The following is a 19,782-nucleotide window of genomic DNA, read 5'->3' on the forward strand; positions in this document are numbered from 1 at the left end:
GGAATGTAATTCCTATGTCGAAACGGTTTATGGCGAGACGACGTTCAGGTCAGTCCGGCTCCGAGCGTCGTCGTGCTTGCCGCGCTATTGCGGCGCGGGCCGAACGTCTTCGACCATGCCAGCAATTCGCGGAAAGCCGGCGTCAGGCTCCAGGCCGAATCCGTCAGCTCGTACTCGACCTGCAGCGGCTTCTCGGCGAGCACCTTGCGCGCCACCAGGCCGTCGCGCTCGAGCTCGCGCAGCTGCGCGGTCAGCATGTGCTGGGTGATCGGCGCGAGCGCGCGGCGCAGCGCGCCGAACCGCACGCCGCCATTCATCAGCGTGAACAGGATCTCGAGCTTCCATTTTCCCCCGAGCGCGTGGATCGCGTGCTTGAATTCGATCAGCACATTGGGGTCGGTGGGGCAGCTCTCGCATTCACCGCCGTCACACATATCGCTGGTATTGTTTTCCATACCGGTCTCGAATTTCATCCTACTTGTCCAAGGTCAGATAGTGACCAGATGCGGCCTGTGCAGGGCGGGCAGTGCAATGTTGGGCCCATCCGCCGAACCATGAAGAGGGCAGGGACATGAGCACGGTTTTGGTCACAGGCGGATCGGGATTCATCGGCGTGCATACCATCCTGCAGCTGCTCGCCGACGGGCATGCGGTGCGAACGACGGTGCGCAATCCGGGTCGCAGCAACGACGTGATCGCGATGCTGCGCGAGGGTGGCGCGCTGGCGCCCGACCAGGTCGGCTTCGTCATCGCCGACCTTTTGCGCGACGACGGTTGGCGCGAGGCGGCCACCGGGTGCGACTACGTGCTGCATGTCGCATCGCCGCTCGGCGCCTATGTGCCCGAGGACGAGAACGAGCTGATCGTCCCGGCGCGGGAAGGCACGCTGCGGGTGTTGCGCGCCGCGCGTGACGCTGGCGTCAAGCGCGTGGTCGTGACGTCGTCGTTCGCGGCAATCGGCTACGGCCATCCGCCGCAGGCAGCGCCGTTCAACGAGACCGTATGGTCCAATCTCGATGGCGAGGGCGTGCAGGCCTATCCGAAATCCAAGACGCTGGCCGAGCGCGCCGCCTGGGATTTCGTGGCGCGCGAAGGCAATGGCCTCGAGCTTGCCGTGGTCAACCCTACCGCGGTGTTCGGCCCGGCGCTCGGTGCCGATTTCTCCGAGTCGATCGGCATCATCAAGGCGCTGCTCGACGGCGCGATGCCGGCGGTGCCGCGGATCCATTTCGGCCTCGTCGACGTCCGCGATGTCGCCGACCTGCATCTGCGCGCCATGATGTCCCCCGAGGCCAGCGGTGAGCGCTTCCTGGCGGTCGCCGGCGAGACCATGTCGATCCTCGGGGTCGCCCGGGTGCTGCGCGCAAAGCTCGGCAGCAAGGCGCGGCGCGTGCCGCGGTTCCAGGCGCCGGACTGGATGATGCGGCTCGCCGCACGGCGCAACCCGATGGCCCGTGCCGCGCTGCCGCTGCTCGGCAAGGTGCGCCGCGCGACCAGCGCCAAGGCGCAGCACCTGCTCGGCTGGCGCCCGCGCGGCAATGAGGAGATGATCGTCGCGACCGCCGAGAGCCTGATCCGGCTCGGCCTCATCAAGGGCTGACGGCAGCTCCCGTGCAGCGTGCTTGCCAGACGCGTCGGCGAGTGCTGAATTGCAGCGAGCAGACGGAGGCGCCACCGCGCCGCCGAGAACACCAGGGAGGCTGCGCAGATGGATCGGGTCCTCGCGGCCGCAAAGGCGATCGCCAGCGCGCGTCGCAGCCGGGCGCCGCTCAAGGCGCTTCCGAAGGACGTGGTGCCGCGCGACGAGGCCGAAGGCTATCAGGTGCAGTACGCGCTGCACGCTCTGATGCAGCCACACGTGGGCAGCCTCGTCGGCTACAAGATCGGCTGCACCAGCGCAGTGATGCAGGAATATATCAACATCCCGCACCCCTGCGTCGGTGGCGTGTTCGAGAAGGTCGTGCATGACAGCGGCGTGCGGCTGCCGGCGGCCGAGTTCGTCCATGTCGGCGTCGAGTGCGAGATCGCGGTGCGGCTCGCCCGCAATCTCGCTCCCAGCGAGGCGCCGTTTACCGCCGAATGGGTCGCGGAAGCGATCGATGCCTACTATCCCGCGATCGAGATCGTCGACGACCGCTACGTCAAATGGGAGACATTGGGCGCGCCGACGCTGATTGCCGACGACTTCTTCGCCGCCGGTTGCGTGCTCGGGGAGGAGGTGCCGCGCATCACCGTGCCCGATCTGCGCGCGGTCGCGGGACGCGCGATCGTCAACGGCAAGGAAGAAGGCCGCGGCACCGGCGCCGACGTGCTCGGGCACCCCCACAACGCGCTCGCCTGGCTCGCCAATCATCTCGCCACTGAAGGCCGTGGCCTGCATGCCGGCCAGATCGTACTGACCGGCAGCCTGGTCAAGACGGTGTGGCTGAACGCGGGCGATACGGTCGTGATGGAGCTCGACGGCCTCGGCAAGGTGGAAGCGACATTCACCTGAGGCGACGTTGTGCGAGCCTGGCTCCACATAAAGATGTCGTCCCTGCGAAAGCACTAGGGCATTTACACATCTCTTCGAGGCTAGAAAACCGACTCATCATCAAGGGGTTAGCTACTAGGCGAGAGCCGAAATCGGCGGGCGCAACCCTAGTGCAGATGAGTAAGTTCTCTGCGGTTTTCGGCCAACTCTTTGAGAAGACTCCGGAAAGACTGCGGAGGATATGTATATACGCTAGTGCGAAAGCAGGGACCCATAACCACGAATGCTGATTGTTGCACGGCGCGGGAACGACGAGCGCGGTTCACGACAACCGCCGCGGGGTATGGGTCCCTGTTTTCGCAGGGACGACACCGAGTGTGCAGCGCGACCTTGACCTGACTTTTACTGAATTCACCTGACTTTCAAGTCGCCGGACGTTTGACGTCGGTGACGAGCTCGACCTTGCCGTCGGTCAGCCGATAAACTGCGCCGACCACCCTGAGCTTGCCCTGATCGACCGCGGCGCTGAGGATCGGCGTCGCCGATTTCAGCTTCGCGACATTGTCGATGACGTTCTGCCTGATGGCGTTGGCGAGCCGGTCGCCTCCCTTGCCCTCGGTCGCCTTCACCGCCGGTGCGATCGCATTGACCAGCGAGGGCAGATGGCCGGGCAGGGTGGTGTTGTCCTTCAGCGACTTGATGGCGGCGTCGACCGCCCCGCAGCTGTCGTGGCCGAGCACCATGAACAGCGGCACGTTGAGCACGGCCGATGCATATTCCAGACTCGCGATGGTCTCGTCGCTGGCGAAATTGCCGGCGATGCGGCAGACGAACAGATCGCCGCGGCCGGTGTCGAAGGCGTATTCCGGTGCGATGCGGGAGTCCGCGCAACTCAGGATGCCGGCGAACGGATTCTGTCCGCCGGCCAGCGCCTCGCGCTCGTGCTTGAAATCATGCCGCCGCGAGACGCCTTCGACATAGCGGTGATTGCCCTTCACCAGCCGCTCCAGCGCCGCGTCCGGCGCCAGCACATTCTGCGGCTTCGGCGGCGATTTGGTTTCCTTGGCGGAAACCGGCGGGGCAAGGGCGAGGCTGGCGGCGGTGCAGGCCGCGGCAGCGAGGAAGCGGCGCCGGGAGGTCTGGGTGGGAGCTGTGATTTCGCAAAGCTGGCACATCAAAAATCTCCGTAAAATTATCCGGGAATAGCAATCGCGTCCGTGCAAAGGTTGTAGATCATGCGCAGTGCCACCGCAACGACACGGTTTCATGCTCGGTCCCTGCTCCCATGTGCAATTGCGCACTAGGCAGGGATGACGGTGAGGACGAGTCGCAATTCAAGATGTCAAACAGCGCGGTGTGATGACCCGCTAAAGCGAAAGCGGGTGATCCAGTATTGCAGAGACGGCTGTGCTTGATCCGAGAGGCCGCGGCGTACTGGATCGCCCGGTCCCGTCTTCGCCAAGGCTTCGACGAGGCCATGCATCCTTGGCGCGCCGAAGCTTCAGCGGAGGCGGCGAGCCGGGTGATGACAGAGCGGATTCCACACACACGATCGTCGTCCTGGCGAATGCCAGGACCCACCACCGCACCTGATGATGAACGGGATCGTGGCCCCAGCATCGCGCAACAACTCTCATTTGGGGTAATGGGTCCTGGCTTTCGCCAGGACGACATGGAATGTGTTGCGCGCGTTGTGAGTCAAACTTCCGCATTCTCGCGACATGATTTGCCCGAGCTTTGCTCTTCGTTCCGCCCGGATTTGCCCGACGGGCCGATCGGCGCCGCTGGATAACCTGCGGGTTATGAAAGGCGCGGGCGGTCTTGTTGTGCCATCGCGCCGGAAAACCCCGGGTGGCGCGGCCGCTGTCGGGCCGCCGAAGTTTGCGGTTGACTCATCCATAGCTGGCTGGTTATACGTTAATCCATAACCAATGGGTTATTGATCGCAAATGCCAGACGCTCATGACATCCTGTTTCGAACCCTCGCAGACCCGACCCGCCGGGCCATCTTCGAGCGCCTGTGCCGCGAGGGCGAACAGACCGTCGGCGCGTTGACGGCCCGCGCCAGGATTTCGCAGCCGGCGGTGTCGAAGCATCTCGGCGTGTTGAAGCAGGCCGGGCTGGTGCGCGACCGCCATGAAGGCAGGCAGACCCATTACAGCGCGCAACTCGGCGCGCTGGCGCCGCTGATCGACTGGACCAGCCAGATGGCGGGCTTCTGGCAGAACCGGTTCGATCACCTCGAAGATCTCCTCAAAAGGATGGACCAATGAACAAGACCACCGCTGAAACGCGCTCCGCGATCATCGAGCGTGAATTTCCTCATCCGCCGGAAAAGCTCTGGCGCGCGCTGACCCAACCGCATCTGATGGAGGAGTGGCTGATGAAGAACGACTTCAAGCCCGAGGTCGGGCACAGCTTCAACCTGCGCGGCGAGTGGGGCGGCGTGCTGGACTGCAAGGTGCTCACTGTGGAGCCGCACAGGACGCTGTCCTACACCTGGAATTTTGCGCATGCGGATGCCGCCTACAATCTCGAGAGCGTCGTGGTCTTCACGCTGACGCCGACGGCGACCGGCACCCATCTGCGCGTCGAGCAGTCCGGCTTCCAGCCGCATCAGAAGCAGGCCTATGGCGGCGCCCATGCCGGATGGAAGCAGTTCCTCGAGAATCTCGATCAGCTGATGGCGCGGGAAGGTTGACGGTCTCTCTCTCGTCATTGCGAGCCAACGGGTCGGCGCATAGCGCCGCCCGATGACAGGCTCCGCGAAGCAATCCATCGCGCCGCATACACGGATAGATGGATTGCTTCGTCGCTTCAGCGCAAAATTGCTCTGCAATTTTGTCGCGAGCTCCTCGCAATGACGATTGTGCATACATCATCCAACAGGAGGTCACATTGAACTGGAACAACTGGATCCGGCAATCGCACCGCTGGCTCTCGATCGCCTTCACGGTTGCCGTCATCATCAACATCGTCGCCATGATCCTGCAGCAGCAGGCGGTCTGGATCGGCCTGCTGGCGCTGTTCCCGCTAATCTTCATGCTGCTTAGCGGCCTCTATCTGTTCGCGTTGCCGTATCTGTCGCCGCGGCGGATCGCGAAAGGCTCGACCTCGGCGTCCTGAGTGTGGTTGCATGGAGGCTCAGAACGCGAGGCAAGAATAATGACGGCATCGGAACGTATCGACCGGATGATCGAGGACCTCACCGACTGGCGCGGCAAGACGCTCGCCAGCCTGCGCAAGAGCATCCTTGCCGCCGATCCTGAGATCATCGAAGAGTGGAAGTGGATGGGCAGCCCGGTGTGGTCGCGCGACGGCATCATTGCGGTCGGCAATGCCCACAAGGGTAAGGTCAAGCTGACCTTCATGTATGGCGCGCAGCTGCCGGACCCCGACAAACTGTTCAACACCGGCTTCGAGGGCAATGCGCGGCGCGCAATCGATCTGTTCGAGGGCGACAAGATCAACGATCGCGCGCTCAAAGCGCTCATTCGTGCCGCGATCGAGCTCAACCAGGCCAAATCCAGGAAATCTGCGAAGAAGCCGGCAAAGAAGGCCGCGGGTACCCGCGCGACCGCAAAGAAGAAGGCGTGAGCTGCGCCGGCATGGTGCTCGCGATCCATCCGCGATGATCAAGACCAGGCTCGCCACATTGTCCGATGCGGACCCCATCTCCGCGCTGTTGACGGCCAACAACGGGGAGCACGGCGGCATGCTGCTCGGGCAATGGCCGCGCGACGTGATCGAGACGCGCATTGCAAGCGGGCAATCGATCGTCGTCGCGACCGACGATGAGGGCAGACTGCTCGGCGCGCTCCTGACGTCGGAGAAGGGATATGGCGAGGCGCCGCCGGTGCAGGCCATGCTGAAGGCCTGGCCAGGCAGTCCCGATGCATATGTCTACGGCCCGGTGTGCGTCTCGCGGGACGCGCGCGGCCTTGGCGTGCTGGAGGCGTTGTACGCGAAGCTTCAGGCGACGTTCCCCGGCCGCGAGGCAATCCTGTTCATCAGGGAAGACAATCCGCGCTCGCTGAAGGCGCATCTGCGGCTCGGCATGCGCGAGGTCGCGCGATACGACTTCGGCGGCAAGGTCTTCATTGTCCTGAGCGACAGGCTGGATCTCCGTCAGTAGCCGGGCCTTCGCGCATGGGAGCCCAACTCCCCCTTTCAGAGATATAACGAAATAAACCGTTCACTATTGGACATGAAATCCATCCGGTTGTAGCGGTGTACCGACGCAACCTAACCAATGACTGCTAAACCTGTGGCTGTGGAATGAGCGGGTCTCGTGTTGAGACGCCCGCTGGAATGGCAGTCGGAATGCTCAGTCATTTGGTTGGTCCGTCACCGATCGTGTCGTCGGCGGACATCCTTGCCCTGCGAAGGGTCTCTCCAGAGGCCAATGCTGCGGCAGAGACATCTCGGGGAACCCACCTCTACAAATGGAGCATGTTCGGCTCCTGGCTTGTTGTCGTGGCGGCGGGCGGCTTCACCGGCTTCCTGCTTTGGAGATTTCGGGTCGCGATTGACGCCACGGATCTGGCGCTGTTTTCCGGCATGATGGCGTTCCTCATCATCGTCCATGTCGTCTATGGCAAATGGCGTACCGCGCCGACACTCTCTCATCTGGGCGGAGCTGTCGCCGCTACTTGCTGGTCAATCATGGCGGCTGCGGTCATCAGCCTCGTGGGCTTGCGATACAAGTTCCCCTTGATCGATGACGTCCTTAGTAACGCCGATCGTGCCGTCGGGGTCGACTTGCCGTCCATGATCCGGTGGTTTGCGGCTCATCCCTTGCTGTCCTATCTGCTATCTGTAGCTTACGACAGCTGGCTGCTCCAGCTTGCCGCACTGTTTCCGTTCCTGGCCATGATGGGACTCTTCAACAAGCTCTGGCAGCTCGTATTCGTGTTCAGCCTGACCGCGATTGTCGCTGCGACGTTTTCAGTGTTCTGGCCCGCCAGGGGAGCTTTTGCTTATTTCCACCATCCCATAGAGGTGCTTGCGCAACTTCCCGACGGCGCCGGAATCTATCATCTCGCGAAGTTCGAGTATTTTCGCAATGCGGCGTCTCCGAACGTGTCGTTTGGAAATCTGCAAGGCGTGGTGACATTCCCGTCGTTTCACACTTGCCTCGTCCTGATGACGATTTGTGCGACGACAGGGACGAGATGGCTGTTCGCCATCACGTTGATCTGGAATGCGCTTGTGCTGATCGCAACCGTTCCGATCGGCGGGCACTACGTCATCGATCTGTCTTGCGGTGCACTGCTGTGGCTGGCCGCGATGGCGGTTGAGGCGATGCTCGGCAGATCGTACGCCACCGTGCGCGGAATACCGGTGCCGGAGGCCGTGTCCGCCTAGCACGCGATCGCAGAGCCGGTCAGCGAGGCGATATCGCCCCTGTTTGATGCCGGCGGCGACTTGCAAGCTGAACCCGCCGAGCGTGGATCCGGCAAATCGGAGAGGGGGAGCAGACTTCAATGGATTGGGAAGCGCTTTGGGAAGCTCTGCTGGGCTCGTTTGTCCCAACGCCGACGGGCTCGAGCTTGCTCGACGCTGCCCCAACCGGAATCTTCCGCTCACCGCTTTTCTGGACGTGGATTGCGCTGCTCGCCGTTATGATCGGGCTGGCATACACGATCATTCACATCGGCATTCGGTCATCGCCGGCGTTGCTATGGCTCGTACTGCTCGTGGATGCCGTGGCTTGGGTGTTGGTGCGGCGCGCGCTCAAATGGCGCTACCCGATCTAGCGATCGGTTCGGCGATGAGGCCGCCGATGGTCCGCGTCGCGCTTGCATGCAGCCACGCTAGGCCGAGATGTCGACCGCTTGGCCCGCCTTGCCGGCGTTCTTCTGGAACGCCTGCTCGATCAGCTCCTTGATCTTCTGCTCGACCGCGGCGCGCTGATCCGGCGTCATGTTCTTGAGATCTTCTTCCGACATGCCCATGCTTTTGAGGATGTTCGCGCGCATCCGGTCCATCGGGCTCATCTGCGCATATTTGAGAAACTTCTGCTCGACAGTGTCGCCGAGCGAACTGCCGCCGGTGGCGTCGGCGGTCAGCGGTTTCTTCAATGTGCCAGTCGTCATGCTGGCGGTGACCGATCCAAGGGCCGAGATCGACGTCATCTGCGCGCGCAGTCCCCATTGCAATGCTGCAATCGTGGAGCAAATGGCGTGCCATTCGTTGCAGCTGTGATTTCAAGGGGATCGCGACGCCGCCATGCGCGCACGACGCGCCGCGGGCAGCTTCTGCCGGGCGAAGTTTGCCGGTTGCGGCCGTCAGGCTATGGTGTGCACGATCACGGGACCTGCGACTGCGGTGGCCTGGCCGACCAGCAATGGGCCGAGATTGTCGTCGATCCAGGCCAGCGCGCGGCGGTTGGCCTCTTCGGCGCCGGCATGGTTGTTGAAGACGCTGATCGCGGTGACCGTATCGTCGCCGGCATAGACCACGTAATAGGCCATGAATCCTTCGACGTCGCTGATGATCGGGATCGCGCCTTCCTTGATCCGGCGCGCGAGTTCCTCGGCGCTACCAGTCTTCGCCTTGGCGTGACGGATGGCGGCATACATGCGTTCCTCCTTCCGGCTGCATCGATCGGGCTGCGCTTCGCGCATGCGCGATCGTACGCCGGACCGGGTGGCGACGCCATCGGGATTGCGGACGGATTAGCTGAAACGCCTGCTCACGACCGTCGTGCGTCGGTCGGGGAGCTTTGGCAGCCTTGCCACACCGGCGCGCGTCGTCGTGGTCCTTGGGCCGGGGGCGGGCTCCGGCTCCTGTTGCTGCAGAAACAGCGTGGCTTCGAACAGCACGCCGGGGGCCTGCTTGGCCGTGCCCGAGCACACCGCCCGATTGCCGTTGAACGAGCCGGTCAGCTGCGCCTCGACCTCGTCGCATCCGAACACGGTGGTGAACGGGCCGTCGGCATAGCGGTGCGTCGTCAGCGTCGCCGTGAAGCGGTCCTGATCGAGCTGATAGGTGCCGCCATAAATGAACATGGCGTCACCGCCCGAGATCCTGCCATTTGCAAGCTGGACTATTCCGGTGCCTTCGCCCCGCGGCGTCCGGAACCACGCCGCATATCGTCCGTCTCTTTGCATGACCGTCATACAAACAGAAAACCCTGCGTTGTCGTCTCCCTACGTTGCAAGCGCCGGGACTTCTACTGTGCGCTGCTGCGAGGGTTAACGAACCGACAAGGCGATGGCGCGACTTTCGTGAAGCGGTATCGGACTGGTGCGCGGCGACCGCGCCGGCGCACGCCACCGGTCACAAAAAGCCACGGCCCCCGCCAGGGGAGCTAGCGAGGGCCGTGTTGGTACACCGCGCCGCGCCTAGGTTCGCGACGAGATGTGGGAGCTCGTAAAAGTCCTACTCAGGCATGATCCGTTTCCGAAAACCGGTTTCCGCTTTGCGGGATCATGCCGTTAGAAGGGCAGCAGCACGTCGAGAACCTGCTGGCCGTAGCGCGGCTGTTGCACGTCGGTGATCTGGCCGCGGCCGCCATAGGCGATGCGGGCCTGGGCGATCTTCGAGGAATCGATCGTGTTGTCGCTCTGGATGTCCTCCGGGCGCACGATGCCGGCCACGATCAGCTCGCGGATTTCGAAATTGACCCGGATCTCCTGCTTGCCCTCGACCACGAGATTGCCGTTCGGCAGCACCTGGGTGACGACCGCGGCGACGTTGGTCTGCAACGCTTCCTGGCGGTTCACCGAGCCCTTGCCGTCGCTGGAGGCGGTGGAGTCGGCGGTCAGGATGCGGCCGGGCAGGATCTTGTTCGGCTGCGTGATGGTCTGCGAGCCCAGGAAGTTGGTGACGCCCGAATCCTCGGAGTTGGTACGGCTGCGCTGGGTCTCGTTGGCGATCGCGGCCTTGTCGGTGAAGTTCACCGTGATGGTCAGGATGTCGCCGACGCGCGCGGCGCGCTGATCCTTGAAGAAGGCGCGGGAGCCGCTGCGCCACAGCGAGTTCGGGCTGTAGGAGGCGACCTCGGGCTTCGGCATCGGCATCTGCACCGGCTTGTAGCCGGGCTGGGTGGTCGGATTGTCGATCGACGACAGCTTCGGCTGCTCGCCGATCTGGGAGAGACGGTCGATCGACGAGCACCCGCTGGCGATCGTTCCGAGCGCGAGCAGCGCACCGGTCAGGACGAGGCGGTTGATGCGGTACTGGGACATGAACTTTACTCGGCGTTTGGTGCGACTGAACTCAGCTTGACGGAAGCGGAATTGGATTCGGTGGCGTCGGCGGTCGGCGCCGGGCGCGGGGTCGCGACCGAGATCGAGACCTCGCCGCGGCCGGTGACGACGCCGGAGACGGCACGCTTGGACTGCAGATTCATCACGCTGACGGTGTCGCCCTCGGCGCCGCCATCCATCGCCTTGCCGCGGATCGTCAGGTAGAGGCCGGCGGTGCGGTAGATCAGCGTGACGTTCTGGTCGCGGGTGACGAGATCGGGCTTCGCGAGGTCGGCGACGCGCAGCGCCTGGCCGGGGCGGAGCTGGCGGCGGACCTGCATGCCGACGGCGCTGTTGCGCACCGCCGCGTCGTTGCCGATTTCGGCCTTCGGACGGCGCTCGACGATCACGTCGGAGGCCTTCAACACGTCGCCGCGCTCGACATTGCGCGTCAGCACGGCGGCCTCGATGGTTTCGATCGCGGTTCCGGTGAAGCGCAGCTTCGACGGCGCGGCGCCGGCGTCGTTGCCGATCTCGAAGGTCAGGTCGAAACGCGTCGAGCGCGGGTCGTAGCGCACGGCGATCGGCTGCATCACGCCGGTATTGGTGGCCTCGAGGCGGATGTCGCCAGGATCGCGGTCGAAGGTCAGCGCGATGTTGCCGGCCCTGCCGAGCCCGTGGCGGCCCTCCAGCGCGCGCGACACCTGCTGCTCGATCTCCTTGCTGTCGATGGTGCGCGCCAGCCGGGTGACGGTGATCTCCTTCAGCTCGCGGGTATCGACGCCGATCACCTGGTGCGAACGCAACACGTTGAGCACCTGCGCGACCGGCAGCGTGCCTGTCGTGCCGAGGTCCGGTGCGCGGTAGACCGCGACGCTGCCGGCGCTGCCGGCATTGTCGATGAGGTCGCCGACCCGCACAATGTCGTCGGCGACCGTGATGCTGGCGCGTAGCGTCGGCACCGCGATGGTCTCGCGGCGGCTTTGCGCGGCCGACGGCGCCACGGTGACGGCGAGGAGCGCGGCTGCGATCAGGAGTGAGCGGGCGATCATCGACATCATCCTCAGCGGAACAGGTTGGAGGTCGACTGCATCATCTGGTCGGCGGCGGAGACCACCTTCGAGTTCATCTCATAGGCGCGCTGAGCGGCGATCAGGTCGGAGATTTCCGAGACCACCTCGACATTGGCCTGTTCGAGGTTGCTCTGCTGCATGTCGCCATAGCCGTCGGTGTTGGCGGCGCCGTCCTGCGGCTGGCCGGAGGCCGGCGTTTCCTGGAACAGATTGTCGCCGATCGGCATCAGGCCGGCCTTGTTGATGAAGCGGGTCAGGCCGATCTGGCCGATGTTGGTCGATGCGGTCTGGCCCGGCAGCGTCACCGAGACCTGGCCCTGCGCATTGATGGTGAGGCCGGATGCGTTCTGCGGGATCGTGATCGTCGGCTGCAGCAAATTGCCCTGCGCGTTGACGATGCGGCCCTGATTGTCCATCTGGAACGAGCCGTCGCGGGTGTAGGTGAAGGTGCCGTCCGGCATCAGGATCTTGAAGAAGCCTTCGCCGCGGATCGCGATGTCGAGATCGTTGCCGGTCGGCGACAGCGTGCCCTGGGTCATCATGCGCGGCGTGCCGACGGTCTTGACGCCGCCGCCGAGGTCGATGCCCATCGGCATGATGGTGTTCTGGTCGGAGGCCTGCGCACCGACCCGACGCACATGGTCGTAGATCAGGTCCTGGAACGCGGCGCGCTGCTTCTTGTAGCCGGTGGTGCGCAGGTTCGCGATGTTGTTGGAGATCACCTGAACGCTGAGTTCCTGTGCCGCCATTCCGGTCGCAGCTGTATAAAGTGCGCGCATCGGTCAATCCCTCGGATCAGTTCGGCACGTCGGCGAGCTTCTCGATCGCCGATTTGTGCAGGTCGCTCTGCTGCTGCAGCAGCGAGGCGATTTGGGTGTAGGTCCGCGTGATCTCGATCATGCGGCTCATCTCGACGACGGAATTGACGTTCGACTTCTCGATGAAGCCCTGGCGGATCTGGGCCTTGGTGTCCGGCAGCGCCTGCGTGCCTTCGCCCGGCGCGTAGAGGTTGGAGCCTTCCTTCAGCAGGCGCTGGGCCTGCGCGAACGAGACGAGGCGCAGCTTGCCGCGAATCGAGTCGAGGCGGGAGGTGCCCTCGAGCACGGTGATGTTGCCGTCGGCGGCGATCGAGACGTCGTGGTCGGTCTGCTGGAAGGTGATCGGGCCGGCGGTGCCGAGCACCTGATAGCCCGAGGCGGTGACCAGCTGGCCGCGATTGTTGATCTGCAGGCTGCCTTCGCGGGTATAGCGCTCGCCACCCGGCGTCTGCACCACCAGAAAGGCATTGCCGTCGATCGCGACGTCGAGCGGGTTCTTGGTCTCTTCGGTCGGGCCCTGCGCGAAATCGTGGAAGGTCGCGCGGTCCTGCACGAAGGAGACGCGGCGGTCGGAGGAGGCGAAATTGTCCTCATGCGCGTTCGAGGACAGATATTCCTGGAACAGCGACCGGTCGGCCTTGTAGCCGTTGGTGTTCATGTTCGCGATGTTGTTGGAGACGACATCCATCTGCCGTTCCAGCACCATCTGCTTCGATAGGCCGACCAGAAGCGTATTCTGCATCGGTGGTTCTCCCCTGTGAGGTGATCCGATGCAGGTTCTCCCAAACCTTCACGCCGGACCGTCGGTAACCATTGGGTTCTCCCAAACCCGCGGGTTACGCCGTGCTCTCAGCGAAAGCCGTGCCAACTTGGAATATTCAAATATTTGAATGACTTAGGTGTTTTTCTGGAGGCCCGGTAGGGCGGCAGAAAGGTCTTGTTGACCATGTTTGCCCGGCAGTTTTTTCCTAGTGGATGGTAAATCCTAAGCTTCCGTTAACCATTATGACCCCAGTGTTGCCGGCATTGGGGCGCGTGTGCGCCGGCGGCATTTGTATCGCGTCTTCAGGCCAAGGCTGGGGCAAATCGCGTTCGCATCCTTCAGAGTGAAGCGAGCGGACGATGGCGGACGAGGAAAAGACGGACAGCGGCGAGGGCGCGGCCGCACCGAAGAAGGGCAAGCTCAAGCTGATCATTGCCGTCGTCGGCTTCCTCGTCGTGCTCGGCGCGGGCGCCGGCGGCTGGTTCGTCTTCATGCGCGGCCACGGCGAGGAGCAGCACGCCGAGGCGCCGCCGCCGAAGCCGCCGAGCTTCGTCGACGTGCCGGACATGCTGGTCAATCTGGTCGGCGCGCCCGGCGAGCGCGTGCAATATCTCAAGCTGAAGCTCGTGCTCGAGGTCAAGGAAGAGAAGCAGGTCGAGGCGATCAAGCCGGCGCTGCCGCGCGTCACCGACCTGTTCCAGACCTACATGCGCGAGCTGCGCCCGAGCGACCTCAACGGCTCGGCCGGCCTGTTCCGCCTCAAGGAAGAACTGACCAAGCGCGTCAATCTCGCGCTGGCACCCAACCAGGTCAACGCGGTGCTGTTCAAGGAAGTCGTGATCCAGTGACGGGGTGGATGTAAAGCCATGGCCGGCAACGACCAGATGGACCAGGACGCCATTGCGGCCCAATGGGAAGCCTCGCTCGATTCCGAGGATCCCGAGGCGGCCGCGGCGGAAGCCGCCAAGAACGAGCTCACCGAGAACATGGCGCTGCAATGGGCCGCCATGGTTGAGGACGGCAGCCGCGACTTCGGCGGCAAGAACACCAATGGCGAGCGCGTGCTGTCGCAGGAGGAGATCGACAATCTCCTCGGCTTCACGGTCGGCGACGTCAGCCTCGACGACCATTCCGGCATTCGCGCCATCATCGATTCCGCGATGGTGTCCTACGAGCGTCTGCCGATGCTCGAAATCGTGTTCGACCGCCTGGTGCGGTTGATGACGACCAGCTTGCGCAATTTCACCTCCGACAACGTCGAGGTCTCGCTCGACCGCATCACTTCGGTGCGCTTCGGCGACTACATGAACTCGATCCCGCTGCCCGCGGTGCTCTCGGTGTTCAAGGCCGAGGAGTGGGAGAATTTCGGCCTCGCCATGGTCGACTCCAACCTGATCTATTCGATGATCGACGTGCTGCTTGGCGGCCGCCGCGGTCAGACCCAGCTCAAGATCGAGGGCCGGCCCTACACCACGATCGAGACCAACCTCGTCAAGCGCCTGGTCGAGGTGGTGCTGTCGGATGCCGAGCAGGCGTTCCGGCCGCTGTCGCCGGTGACCTTCACGATCGACCGGCTCGAGACCAATCCGCGCTTTGCCGCGATCAGCCGCCCGGCCAATGCCGCGATCCTGGTGCGCCTGCGCATCGACATGGAAGACCGCGGCGGCAATGTCGAATTGCTGCTGCCCTACGCTACCATCGAACCGATCCGCAACGTGCTGTTGCAGATGTTCATGGGCGAAAAGTTCGGCCGCGACCCGATCTGGGAAGGCCATTTCGCCACCGAAGTGGCGCAGGCCGAGATCTCGGTCGACGCGGTGCTCTATGAAGCCGATATCCCGCTGAAGGAGCTGATGAAGCTCAAGGTCGGCGACACCCTGCCGCTGGATATCCGCTCCGACGCGCTGGTCTCGGTACGCTGCGGCAACGTCACCCTGACGGAAGGGCGCATGGGCCGGGTCGGCGACCGTGTCGCGATCCGCGTCACCAAGAATTTGCGTAAACCCCAAACCACCTTCGCGATGTTCGAGAAGGCGGACGAGCGGACCAAGATGATGGAGGCACCATGAGTCATGTGCTTGGACTAGCAATCGAGAGTCTGGTAGCCGTGCTGCTGATGCTGACGATCGGCTATTGCTGGCTGCTCAACAAGCGCCTGCAGCGGCTGAAGGCCGACGAGCATTCGCTGAAGGCGACGATCGCCGAATTGATCACCGCGACCGAGATCGCCGAGCGGGCGATCGGCGGGTTGAAGCACGCGGTGCGCGACGTCAATGAGAACCTCGGCAACCAGCTCGATGCGGCGACGCAGATGTCGGCACTGCTGAAGAACCAGCTGGCGGAGGGCGACCACGTGGTGCGCCGCCTGTCCAAGATCGCGATGGCCGCGCGGCCGTCCGAGCCCGCCCAGGCACCGGCGGCTGCGCCCGCCGCGCCAGCGGCGCCGGCGCCCAGGGTCTCGGCCGCGCACGCGGTTGCCGCGGCGGCTGAAGCCTTCACCGAGCGCAGGAGGGCCGGCGGCCTCGCTGCATGAAGTTGCTTCGTGACATCAGAGTGATGCCCGTGGTGCTGGTCGCGATCTTCGGCCTGATGGTGCTGAAGGTCGCCGGCCTCGTGCTCGATGGCGGTTACGTGTTTGCCGACGATACGCCGCCGGCCGGCGCGGCCGGCCCGTCCTGGGCGCAGCAGAACTTCAATTTCCCTGGCGCCGGCAAGGCTGCGGTTGTTGATAGCAAGGTCAAGGGCGATCCCGGCGACATCACGGGATCGGTCGAGCACAAGGAGGCCAAGAAGGATGAGGCGCCGAAGCCGGCCGCCCCGGCCGCGGAGCCGTCCAAGCCCGATGGCGTTGTCGTCAATCTGGATGCGCCCGCGCTGGTGTCGGCGTCGGAGCGCGCGATCCTGGAACGGTTGCAGTCGCGCCGCCAGGAGCTCGAGACGCGCGCGCGCGAGGTCGAGATCCGCGAAAGCCTGCTGAAGGCCGCCGAGAAGCGCATCGAGGCCAAGGTCGAGGAGGCCAAGGCCAATGATGCCAAGACGAATGCCGATGCCGCGGTAAAGGCGGAAGCCGATGCCGCGCGCTTCAAGGGCATCGTCACCATGTACGAGAACATGAAGCCGAAGGACGCCGCGAAGGTGTTCGATCGTCTGGAAATGAATGTGCTCTACCAGATCGCCTCGCAGATCCAGCCGCGCAAGATGTCCGACATCCTCGGCCTGATGCAGCCGGAAGCCGCCGAACGGCTCACGGTCGAACTCGCCCGCCGTGCCGGCGGCGACAAATCGGCCTCGACCGACGATCTTCCCAAGATCGAAGGCAAGATGCTCACGCCGAAGACGAATTGATGGGAGCTATCTAAGAGTCCGTCAATTGGCGGTGGCCCCCTCAGCCGTAAGCCAGATCCGACTTAACACCGGGTTGCCTGCATCGCATCCAGATCATCGCGATGAGGGTCGCGCACATGAACGGACCGACGGGCACGAGTGCGACCGGGTAGGTAAACCCCGCCAGGACAAGCACGCCGAACCCGATCCGTAGTTCGGAGCGATTCGAGAGAAGCGAGCCATGTTCGGCCATGGGCGCGTTCATCAGAAAGATGAGCGCGAGAGCCAGTAGCGCCGTATCGTAGATCGCGAAGTAGGGAGATACGAGCAACGTCGCGACGAGCAGGCTCGCGGCCCTGACGGCGAAGCTGACGTTGCGACGCCATATGATCAGCGTCCACGTCGCGGCTGCCGCAGCGACCGCGACGTGCAATGCCATGGCCGATCCATAGCCAAAACCGGCAAACCGAAGCACGCCGTAGACACTCTGCAGTTTGTACCAGGCCAGGGTACCGGTGAGATGGAACTGCGTCGTCGCGAAGACGGCCGCTTCGCGGAACCCCTCAAAAGTGTCCCAGCCGAAGGTAAGCCCGGTGAGCAGCAAGAGCACCGGTGTCACCAAGCTGGCTGTGATGAAGACGGTCCAGCGTCCGGTAGCTATTAGAACGAGGGGAAGCAGGACGCCATATTGCGGCTTGAAGATCAGCAGCGCGATCAGGAAGCCGCTGACGATCGGTCGCCGGTCCAGCGTCAGCAGAATGGCGCCGAGCAGCGATGCCGCGAGCAGGGAGCTCTGGCCGACAATGAAATCGTACAGGACGGCCGGCACGGCGAATGCCAGCAGCAGTACGGCGAAGCGCGGCCGGATGGCGGAAACAACGAGCGCCCAGCACAGCAGCTTTGCGGTGCTCCAGATCCAGAACGCGGTCGGAAACGGCAGCAGTGCCAGCAGTGCCGCCGCAAAGAGAAAAAACGGCGGGTAGAAAAACGGTATCGGTACCTCGTAAACGGGGAACGGAGCGTAGTTCAAGCTGGGATGTATTTGAATGATCGCTTGCCGCAACCGCGGCCAATCGTAGGCGGTGGCGGCATGGCCATCGAGAGCCATTTTCCCCGCGCTCCAAAAGCACGAAAAGTCGAGCCCGGTCGCGCCGGTACCGTCAACGACTTTCGGTAACACGCAGTACAGGGTAAAGCCCAACACGATGAGGCAGGCAATGGCCAATGCACGGTCGTATCCGTTGCGCTCCGCACGGGCGCGCACCATTCCAAATCCGTTCATGAAACTGCCAGAAACTAAGAATTGCTTGAAATGTAAGCGGTTGTATACCGCAACTGGCGGTGGCGCAAGCGAGTGGCCGATCTCCATGCGGCGTTGGGTTAATCGCTGGGAGTTCCGCGCATGCCCGATGGACCGGGGGTAATCCTCTCGATGCAGACGCGGATGTTCGCCGTCTCCGATGGTGTGGGCTCGACGGGGTCTCCGCGAAGCCAAACGCCTATCGACGCCGAGAAGTGTACGCCGGTTATGGTAGCCTTAAACGGTAGCGTTAAGTTGCAACCGATTTGTCATTCTGGAATTGAAGTCGCTATGTCTCAAGGTGGTGTTTTGGGAATTGCCAATGCTGAAAGACATGCCATGGCTCACCGCGCCGCGCGCCCGATTGTACGTGAGTGGTGTCGCAATTGTGCTGGTGCTGACCCTCGCGAGGTCGCTTTTGCTATTTTACCGCGATGGCGGCTATGGCGCGAATAATTTTCTGCTCGGCTCGGACTTCCTGACGTTCTGGGCAGCGTCGCTCCAGGTGTTGGCCGGGCATCCCGCCGAGGTTTATGTGCCCGAATTGCATCTGCTCGCGGAAGCTCCATACCTTCGAGAGGGCTACGAGGCGTTCTTCTATCCGCCGACGATGCTGCTTTTGTGCGTGCCGCTCGCGCTCGCGCCGTATTTCGTCTCGCTGTTCGTGTTCATTGGTATGACGGCGGCGTCGTTCGCCGCGGTGATCTGGCGTATCTTGCGAACGCCTTGGTGCCTGGTCGCGATCCTTGCCTATGCGCCGGTCTATCTTAATGCCGTGGCGGGGCAGAACGCCTTTCTGACGGCATCGATCCTTGGGTGCGGTCTCAACATCATGGACCGGAGGCCAAAGCTCGCGGGCGCGATCCTCGGGCTGATGGTGATCAAGCCGCACCTGGCGCTGGCCGTGCCGATCGCCCTGATCGTCACAGGTCGCTGGCGCACGCTGATCTGGGCAGGCATGTCGTCGATTTCGCTCGTCGTGCTGTCCGCGCTGCTGTTCGGCCTGGATACGTGGCTCAACTTCCTCGACGTCTCTCACTCGGCCCGACAGGCTCTCGAGAACGGCGACGTCGAGTTTTCATTGCTGCAGAGCGTTTACGCGACAGCGCGCCTGCTCGGCGCCGGCGTCAACACGGCCTTTATCATTCACGGCCTCGTGGCGCTGGGCATGACGTGTGTGCTGGTCTGGATGTTGCGTCAGAAGATCAGTGCTGCCACTGAACGCTCGATCATCGTGCTCACCTGCCTCCTGATTACGCCGTTCTGCCTGTTCTACGACATGCTCATCATGGCGCTGCCGCTGGCCTGGATGCTCAGCGAATGGTTGAGGGTCGGCTTTCCGGCCTGGTCGAAAATGGTCCTTGGCGTGACGTTTCTCGCGCCGATGGTCTTCTACCTACCTGTCCTCTATCAGCTGTCGGTCGTGAAGCCGCTGCCTTTTGGTTCTCCGGTCATCATCCTGTTCTGCTGGTTGCTGGTCCGGGAGAGCATGCAGACGCGGCAAGCGGCGCACGGCGAGCGAGAGGTCGCGGCAGTCTGAGTTCGGAGTACCTCACTCGAACCTCCGTAACATCGCGGGAGTGTCCAGTGCTGGGCTTCCACCGCCGCGATAAATCAGGGGCGTTGCCATTGGCGCGGAGCCAACCGTAACGCTGGCGGCGCCAAGGCCATTGCAACCGAGCCATCGCGGACATTGCCAAAGCGCTTGATGCGGGTCTAGCATTGGCGTGAGGAAGGCGAGCGCGATTTCGCTACTTTTGGCCTTCCGTGATTGTGGTCGCATGGACCGCGGCTTGAGTTGATTGATTGAATTGCTCTTGTGCCGGGCGCGAAGCT

At 63.4% G+C, this 19,782-nt stretch carries 24 protein-coding genes; 14 read left to right on the forward strand and 10 right to left on the reverse strand.

Annotated elements, in window-relative coordinates; translation table 11 throughout:
- Positions 1 to 44: 44 nt before the first annotated feature.
- Positions 45 to 473, reverse strand: a complete 429-nt coding sequence (locus I6F38_RS09845) for a helix-turn-helix domain-containing protein (protein ID WP_225160156.1) — start codon at positions 471 to 473, stop codon at positions 45 to 47.
- 98 nt (positions 474 to 571) lie between these two features.
- Between I6F38_RS09845 and I6F38_RS09850 the strand changes: the two genes are divergently transcribed.
- Positions 572 to 1,600 (forward strand): aldehyde reductase, encoded by a 1,029-nt coding sequence (locus I6F38_RS09850; protein ID WP_225160157.1) that lies wholly within the window; start codon positions 572 to 574, stop codon positions 1,598 to 1,600.
- Between the two features lie 108 nt (positions 1,601 to 1,708).
- Positions 1,709 to 2,494, forward strand: a complete 786-nt coding sequence (locus tag I6F38_RS09855) for a fumarylacetoacetate hydrolase family protein (protein ID WP_225160158.1) — start codon at positions 1,709 to 1,711, stop codon at positions 2,492 to 2,494.
- A 401-nt stretch (positions 2,495 to 2,895) separates the two neighbouring features.
- Here the strand turns inward: I6F38_RS09855 and I6F38_RS09860 are convergent, their stop codons facing one another.
- Positions 2,896 to 3,648 carry a carbonic anhydrase gene (locus I6F38_RS09860; RefSeq protein WP_092084928.1) on the reverse strand — a complete coding sequence of 251 codons (753 nt, stop codon included), beginning with the start codon at positions 3,646 to 3,648 and terminating at the stop codon, positions 2,896 to 2,898.
- 774 nt (positions 3,649 to 4,422) lie between these two features.
- On the opposite strand from I6F38_RS09860, the gene I6F38_RS09865 reads away from it, so the two are divergent.
- From I6F38_RS09865 to I6F38_RS09895, 7 genes are all read left to right on the forward strand, one after another.
- A complete protein-coding gene (locus I6F38_RS09865; RefSeq protein ID WP_016846748.1) occupies positions 4,423 to 4,746 on the forward strand; it encodes a metalloregulator ArsR/SmtB family transcription factor in 324 nt (107 codons plus the stop codon).
- Entirely contained in the window at positions 4,743 to 5,174 is a 432-nt protein-coding gene (locus tag I6F38_RS09870) for an SRPBCC domain-containing protein (protein WP_225160159.1), read from the forward strand. The genes I6F38_RS09865 and I6F38_RS09870 overlap by 4 nt, the downstream gene beginning before the upstream one ends.
- Positions 5,175 to 5,371: 197 nt before the next feature.
- Positions 5,372 to 5,599, forward strand: a complete 228-nt coding sequence (locus I6F38_RS09875; RefSeq protein ID WP_225160160.1) for a hypothetical protein — start codon at positions 5,372 to 5,374, stop codon at positions 5,597 to 5,599.
- A 39-nt stretch (positions 5,600 to 5,638) separates the two neighbouring features.
- Positions 5,639 to 6,070, forward strand: coding sequence for a DUF1801 domain-containing protein (locus I6F38_RS09880; RefSeq protein ID WP_225160161.1), 432 nt, complete (start codon positions 5,639 to 5,641; stop codon positions 6,068 to 6,070).
- Between the two features lie 34 nt (positions 6,071 to 6,104).
- Entirely contained in the window at positions 6,105 to 6,608 is a 504-nt protein-coding gene (locus I6F38_RS09885; RefSeq protein ID WP_225160162.1) for a GNAT family N-acetyltransferase, read from the forward strand.
- A 188-nt stretch (positions 6,609 to 6,796) separates the two neighbouring features.
- Positions 6,797 to 7,840 (forward strand): phosphatase PAP2 family protein, encoded by a 1,044-nt coding sequence (locus I6F38_RS09890; RefSeq protein ID WP_225160163.1) that lies wholly within the window; start codon positions 6,797 to 6,799, stop codon positions 7,838 to 7,840.
- A gap of 119 nt (positions 7,841 to 7,959) precedes the next feature.
- Entirely contained in the window at positions 7,960 to 8,232 is a 273-nt protein-coding gene (locus I6F38_RS09895) for a hypothetical protein (protein WP_225160164.1), read from the forward strand.
- Between the two features lie 57 nt (positions 8,233 to 8,289).
- On the opposite strand, the gene I6F38_RS09900 is transcribed toward I6F38_RS09895, so the two are convergent.
- From I6F38_RS09900 to flgF, 7 genes are all read right to left on the reverse strand, one after another.
- The gene (locus tag I6F38_RS09900; protein WP_050387610.1) at positions 8,290 to 8,610 is read right to left on the reverse strand and encodes a hypothetical protein; all 321 of its coding nucleotides are present in this window, start codon (positions 8,608 to 8,610) and stop codon (positions 8,290 to 8,292) included.
- Positions 8,611 to 8,763: 153 nt separating this feature from the next.
- Entirely contained in the window at positions 8,764 to 9,057 is a 294-nt protein-coding gene (locus I6F38_RS09905; RefSeq protein WP_026193017.1) for a hypothetical protein, read from the reverse strand.
- Positions 9,058 to 9,153: 96 nt separating this feature from the next.
- A complete protein-coding gene (locus I6F38_RS09910; protein ID WP_225160165.1) occupies positions 9,154 to 9,588 on the reverse strand; it encodes a hypothetical protein in 435 nt (144 codons plus the stop codon).
- 327 nt (positions 9,589 to 9,915) lie between these two features.
- The gene (gene flgH, locus I6F38_RS09915) at positions 9,916 to 10,668 is read right to left on the reverse strand and encodes a flagellar basal body L-ring protein FlgH (RefSeq protein ID WP_028337175.1); all 753 of its coding nucleotides are present in this window, start codon (positions 10,666 to 10,668) and stop codon (positions 9,916 to 9,918) included.
- 5 nt (positions 10,669 to 10,673) lie between these two features.
- Positions 10,674 to 11,729, reverse strand: coding sequence for a flagellar basal body P-ring formation chaperone FlgA (flgA, locus tag I6F38_RS09920; protein ID WP_225160166.1), 1,056 nt, complete (start codon positions 11,727 to 11,729; stop codon positions 10,674 to 10,676).
- 2 nt (positions 11,730 to 11,731) lie between these two features.
- Entirely contained in the window at positions 11,732 to 12,520 is a 789-nt protein-coding gene (gene flgG / locus I6F38_RS09925; protein WP_225160167.1) for a flagellar basal-body rod protein FlgG, read from the reverse strand.
- A gap of 16 nt (positions 12,521 to 12,536) precedes the next feature.
- On the reverse strand, positions 12,537 to 13,301 hold the full coding sequence (gene flgF / locus I6F38_RS09930; protein WP_057018627.1) for a flagellar basal-body rod protein FlgF: 765 nt from the start codon (positions 13,299 to 13,301) through the stop codon (positions 12,537 to 12,539).
- A gap of 380 nt (positions 13,302 to 13,681) precedes the next feature.
- Between flgF and fliL the strand changes: the two genes are divergently transcribed.
- The 4 genes from fliL to I6F38_RS09950 are packed head-to-tail and all read left to right on the forward strand — an operon-like array spanning position 13,682 to position 16,667.
- The gene (gene fliL / locus I6F38_RS09935; RefSeq protein WP_225160168.1) at positions 13,682 to 14,170 is read left to right on the forward strand and encodes a flagellar basal body-associated protein FliL; all 489 of its coding nucleotides are present in this window, start codon (positions 13,682 to 13,684) and stop codon (positions 14,168 to 14,170) included.
- Positions 14,171 to 14,188: 18 nt separating this feature from the next.
- Positions 14,189 to 15,391, forward strand: coding sequence for a flagellar motor switch protein FliM (gene fliM / locus I6F38_RS09940; RefSeq protein ID WP_028339794.1), 1,203 nt, complete (start codon positions 14,189 to 14,191; stop codon positions 15,389 to 15,391).
- On the forward strand, positions 15,388 to 15,855 hold the full coding sequence (locus tag I6F38_RS09945; protein ID WP_225160169.1) for a DUF6468 domain-containing protein: 468 nt from the start codon (positions 15,388 to 15,390) through the stop codon (positions 15,853 to 15,855). Before fliM ends, I6F38_RS09945 begins: the two co-directional genes overlap by 4 nt.
- Complete coding sequence (locus I6F38_RS09950; RefSeq protein WP_225160170.1) at positions 15,852 to 16,667, forward strand: flagellar protein FlbB; 816 nt, start codon at positions 15,852 to 15,854, stop codon at positions 16,665 to 16,667. The genes I6F38_RS09945 and I6F38_RS09950 overlap by 4 nt, the downstream gene beginning before the upstream one ends.
- 40 nt (positions 16,668 to 16,707) lie before the next feature.
- On the opposite strand, the gene I6F38_RS09955 is transcribed toward I6F38_RS09950, so the two are convergent.
- A complete protein-coding gene (locus tag I6F38_RS09955) occupies positions 16,708 to 18,015 on the reverse strand; it encodes a glycosyltransferase family 87 protein (protein WP_225160171.1) in 1,308 nt (435 codons plus the stop codon).
- 253 nt (positions 18,016 to 18,268) lie between these two features.
- Here I6F38_RS09955 and I6F38_RS09960 point away from each other — a divergent pair, with 253 nt between their 5' ends.
- A complete protein-coding gene (locus I6F38_RS09960; protein WP_225160172.1) occupies positions 18,269 to 19,486 on the forward strand; it encodes a glycosyltransferase family 87 protein in 1,218 nt (405 codons plus the stop codon).
- Positions 19,487 to 19,782 lie beyond the last annotated feature (296 nt).

The organism is Bradyrhizobium sp. BRP56 (assembly GCF_020194035.1).
In the GTDB taxonomy this organism is placed as follows: domain Bacteria; phylum Pseudomonadota; class Alphaproteobacteria; order Rhizobiales; family Xanthobacteraceae; genus Bradyrhizobium; species Bradyrhizobium australafricanum.

Coding starts and splice junctions, on each gene's coding strand:
- I6F38_RS09845 (WP_225160156.1), bottom strand. CDS start 473: ATGAAATTCGAGACCGGTATGGAAAACAATACCAGCGATATGTGTGAC.
- I6F38_RS09850 (WP_225160157.1), top strand. CDS start 572: ATGAGCACGGTTTTGGTCACAGGCGGATCGGGATTCATCGGCGTGCAT.
- I6F38_RS09855 (WP_225160158.1), top strand. CDS start 1,709: ATGGATCGGGTCCTCGCGGCCGCAAAGGCGATCGCCAGCGCGCGTCGC.
- I6F38_RS09860 (WP_092084928.1), bottom strand. CDS start 3,648: ATGTGCCAGCTTTGCGAAATCACAGCTCCCACCCAGACCTCCCGGCGC.
- I6F38_RS09865 (WP_016846748.1), top strand. CDS start 4,423: ATGCCAGACGCTCATGACATCCTGTTTCGAACCCTCGCAGACCCGACC.
- I6F38_RS09870 (WP_225160159.1), top strand. CDS start 4,743: ATGAACAAGACCACCGCTGAAACGCGCTCCGCGATCATCGAGCGTGAA.
- I6F38_RS09880 (WP_225160161.1), top strand. CDS start 5,639: ATGACGGCATCGGAACGTATCGACCGGATGATCGAGGACCTCACCGAC.
- I6F38_RS09885 (WP_225160162.1), top strand. CDS start 6,105: ATGATCAAGACCAGGCTCGCCACATTGTCCGATGCGGACCCCATCTCC.
- I6F38_RS09890 (WP_225160163.1), top strand. CDS start 6,797: ATGCTCAGTCATTTGGTTGGTCCGTCACCGATCGTGTCGTCGGCGGAC.
- I6F38_RS09895 (WP_225160164.1), top strand. CDS start 7,960: ATGGATTGGGAAGCGCTTTGGGAAGCTCTGCTGGGCTCGTTTGTCCCA.
- I6F38_RS09900 (WP_050387610.1), bottom strand. CDS start 8,610: ATGACGTCGATCTCGGCCCTTGGATCGGTCACCGCCAGCATGACGACT.
- I6F38_RS09905 (WP_026193017.1), bottom strand. CDS start 9,057: ATGTATGCCGCCATCCGTCACGCCAAGGCGAAGACTGGTAGCGCCGAG.
- I6F38_RS09910 (WP_225160165.1), bottom strand. CDS start 9,588: ATGCAAAGAGACGGACGATATGCGGCGTGGTTCCGGACGCCGCGGGGC.
- flgH (WP_028337175.1), bottom strand. CDS start 10,668: ATGTCCCAGTACCGCATCAACCGCCTCGTCCTGACCGGTGCGCTGCTC.
- flgA (WP_225160166.1), bottom strand. CDS start 11,729: ATGATGTCGATGATCGCCCGCTCACTCCTGATCGCAGCCGCGCTCCTC.
- flgG (WP_225160167.1), bottom strand. CDS start 12,520: ATGCGCGCACTTTATACAGCTGCGACCGGAATGGCGGCACAGGAACTC.
- flgF (WP_057018627.1), bottom strand. CDS start 13,301: ATGCAGAATACGCTTCTGGTCGGCCTATCGAAGCAGATGGTGCTGGAA.
- fliL (WP_225160168.1), top strand. CDS start 13,682: ATGGCGGACGAGGAAAAGACGGACAGCGGCGAGGGCGCGGCCGCACCG.
- fliM (WP_028339794.1), top strand. CDS start 14,189: ATGGCCGGCAACGACCAGATGGACCAGGACGCCATTGCGGCCCAATGG.
- I6F38_RS09945 (WP_225160169.1), top strand. CDS start 15,388: ATGAGTCATGTGCTTGGACTAGCAATCGAGAGTCTGGTAGCCGTGCTG.
- I6F38_RS09950 (WP_225160170.1), top strand. CDS start 15,852: ATGAAGTTGCTTCGTGACATCAGAGTGATGCCCGTGGTGCTGGTCGCG.
- I6F38_RS09955 (WP_225160171.1), bottom strand. CDS start 18,015: ATGGAGATCGGCCACTCGCTTGCGCCACCGCCAGTTGCGGTATACAAC.
- I6F38_RS09960 (WP_225160172.1), top strand. CDS start 18,269: ATGCTGAAAGACATGCCATGGCTCACCGCGCCGCGCGCCCGATTGTAC.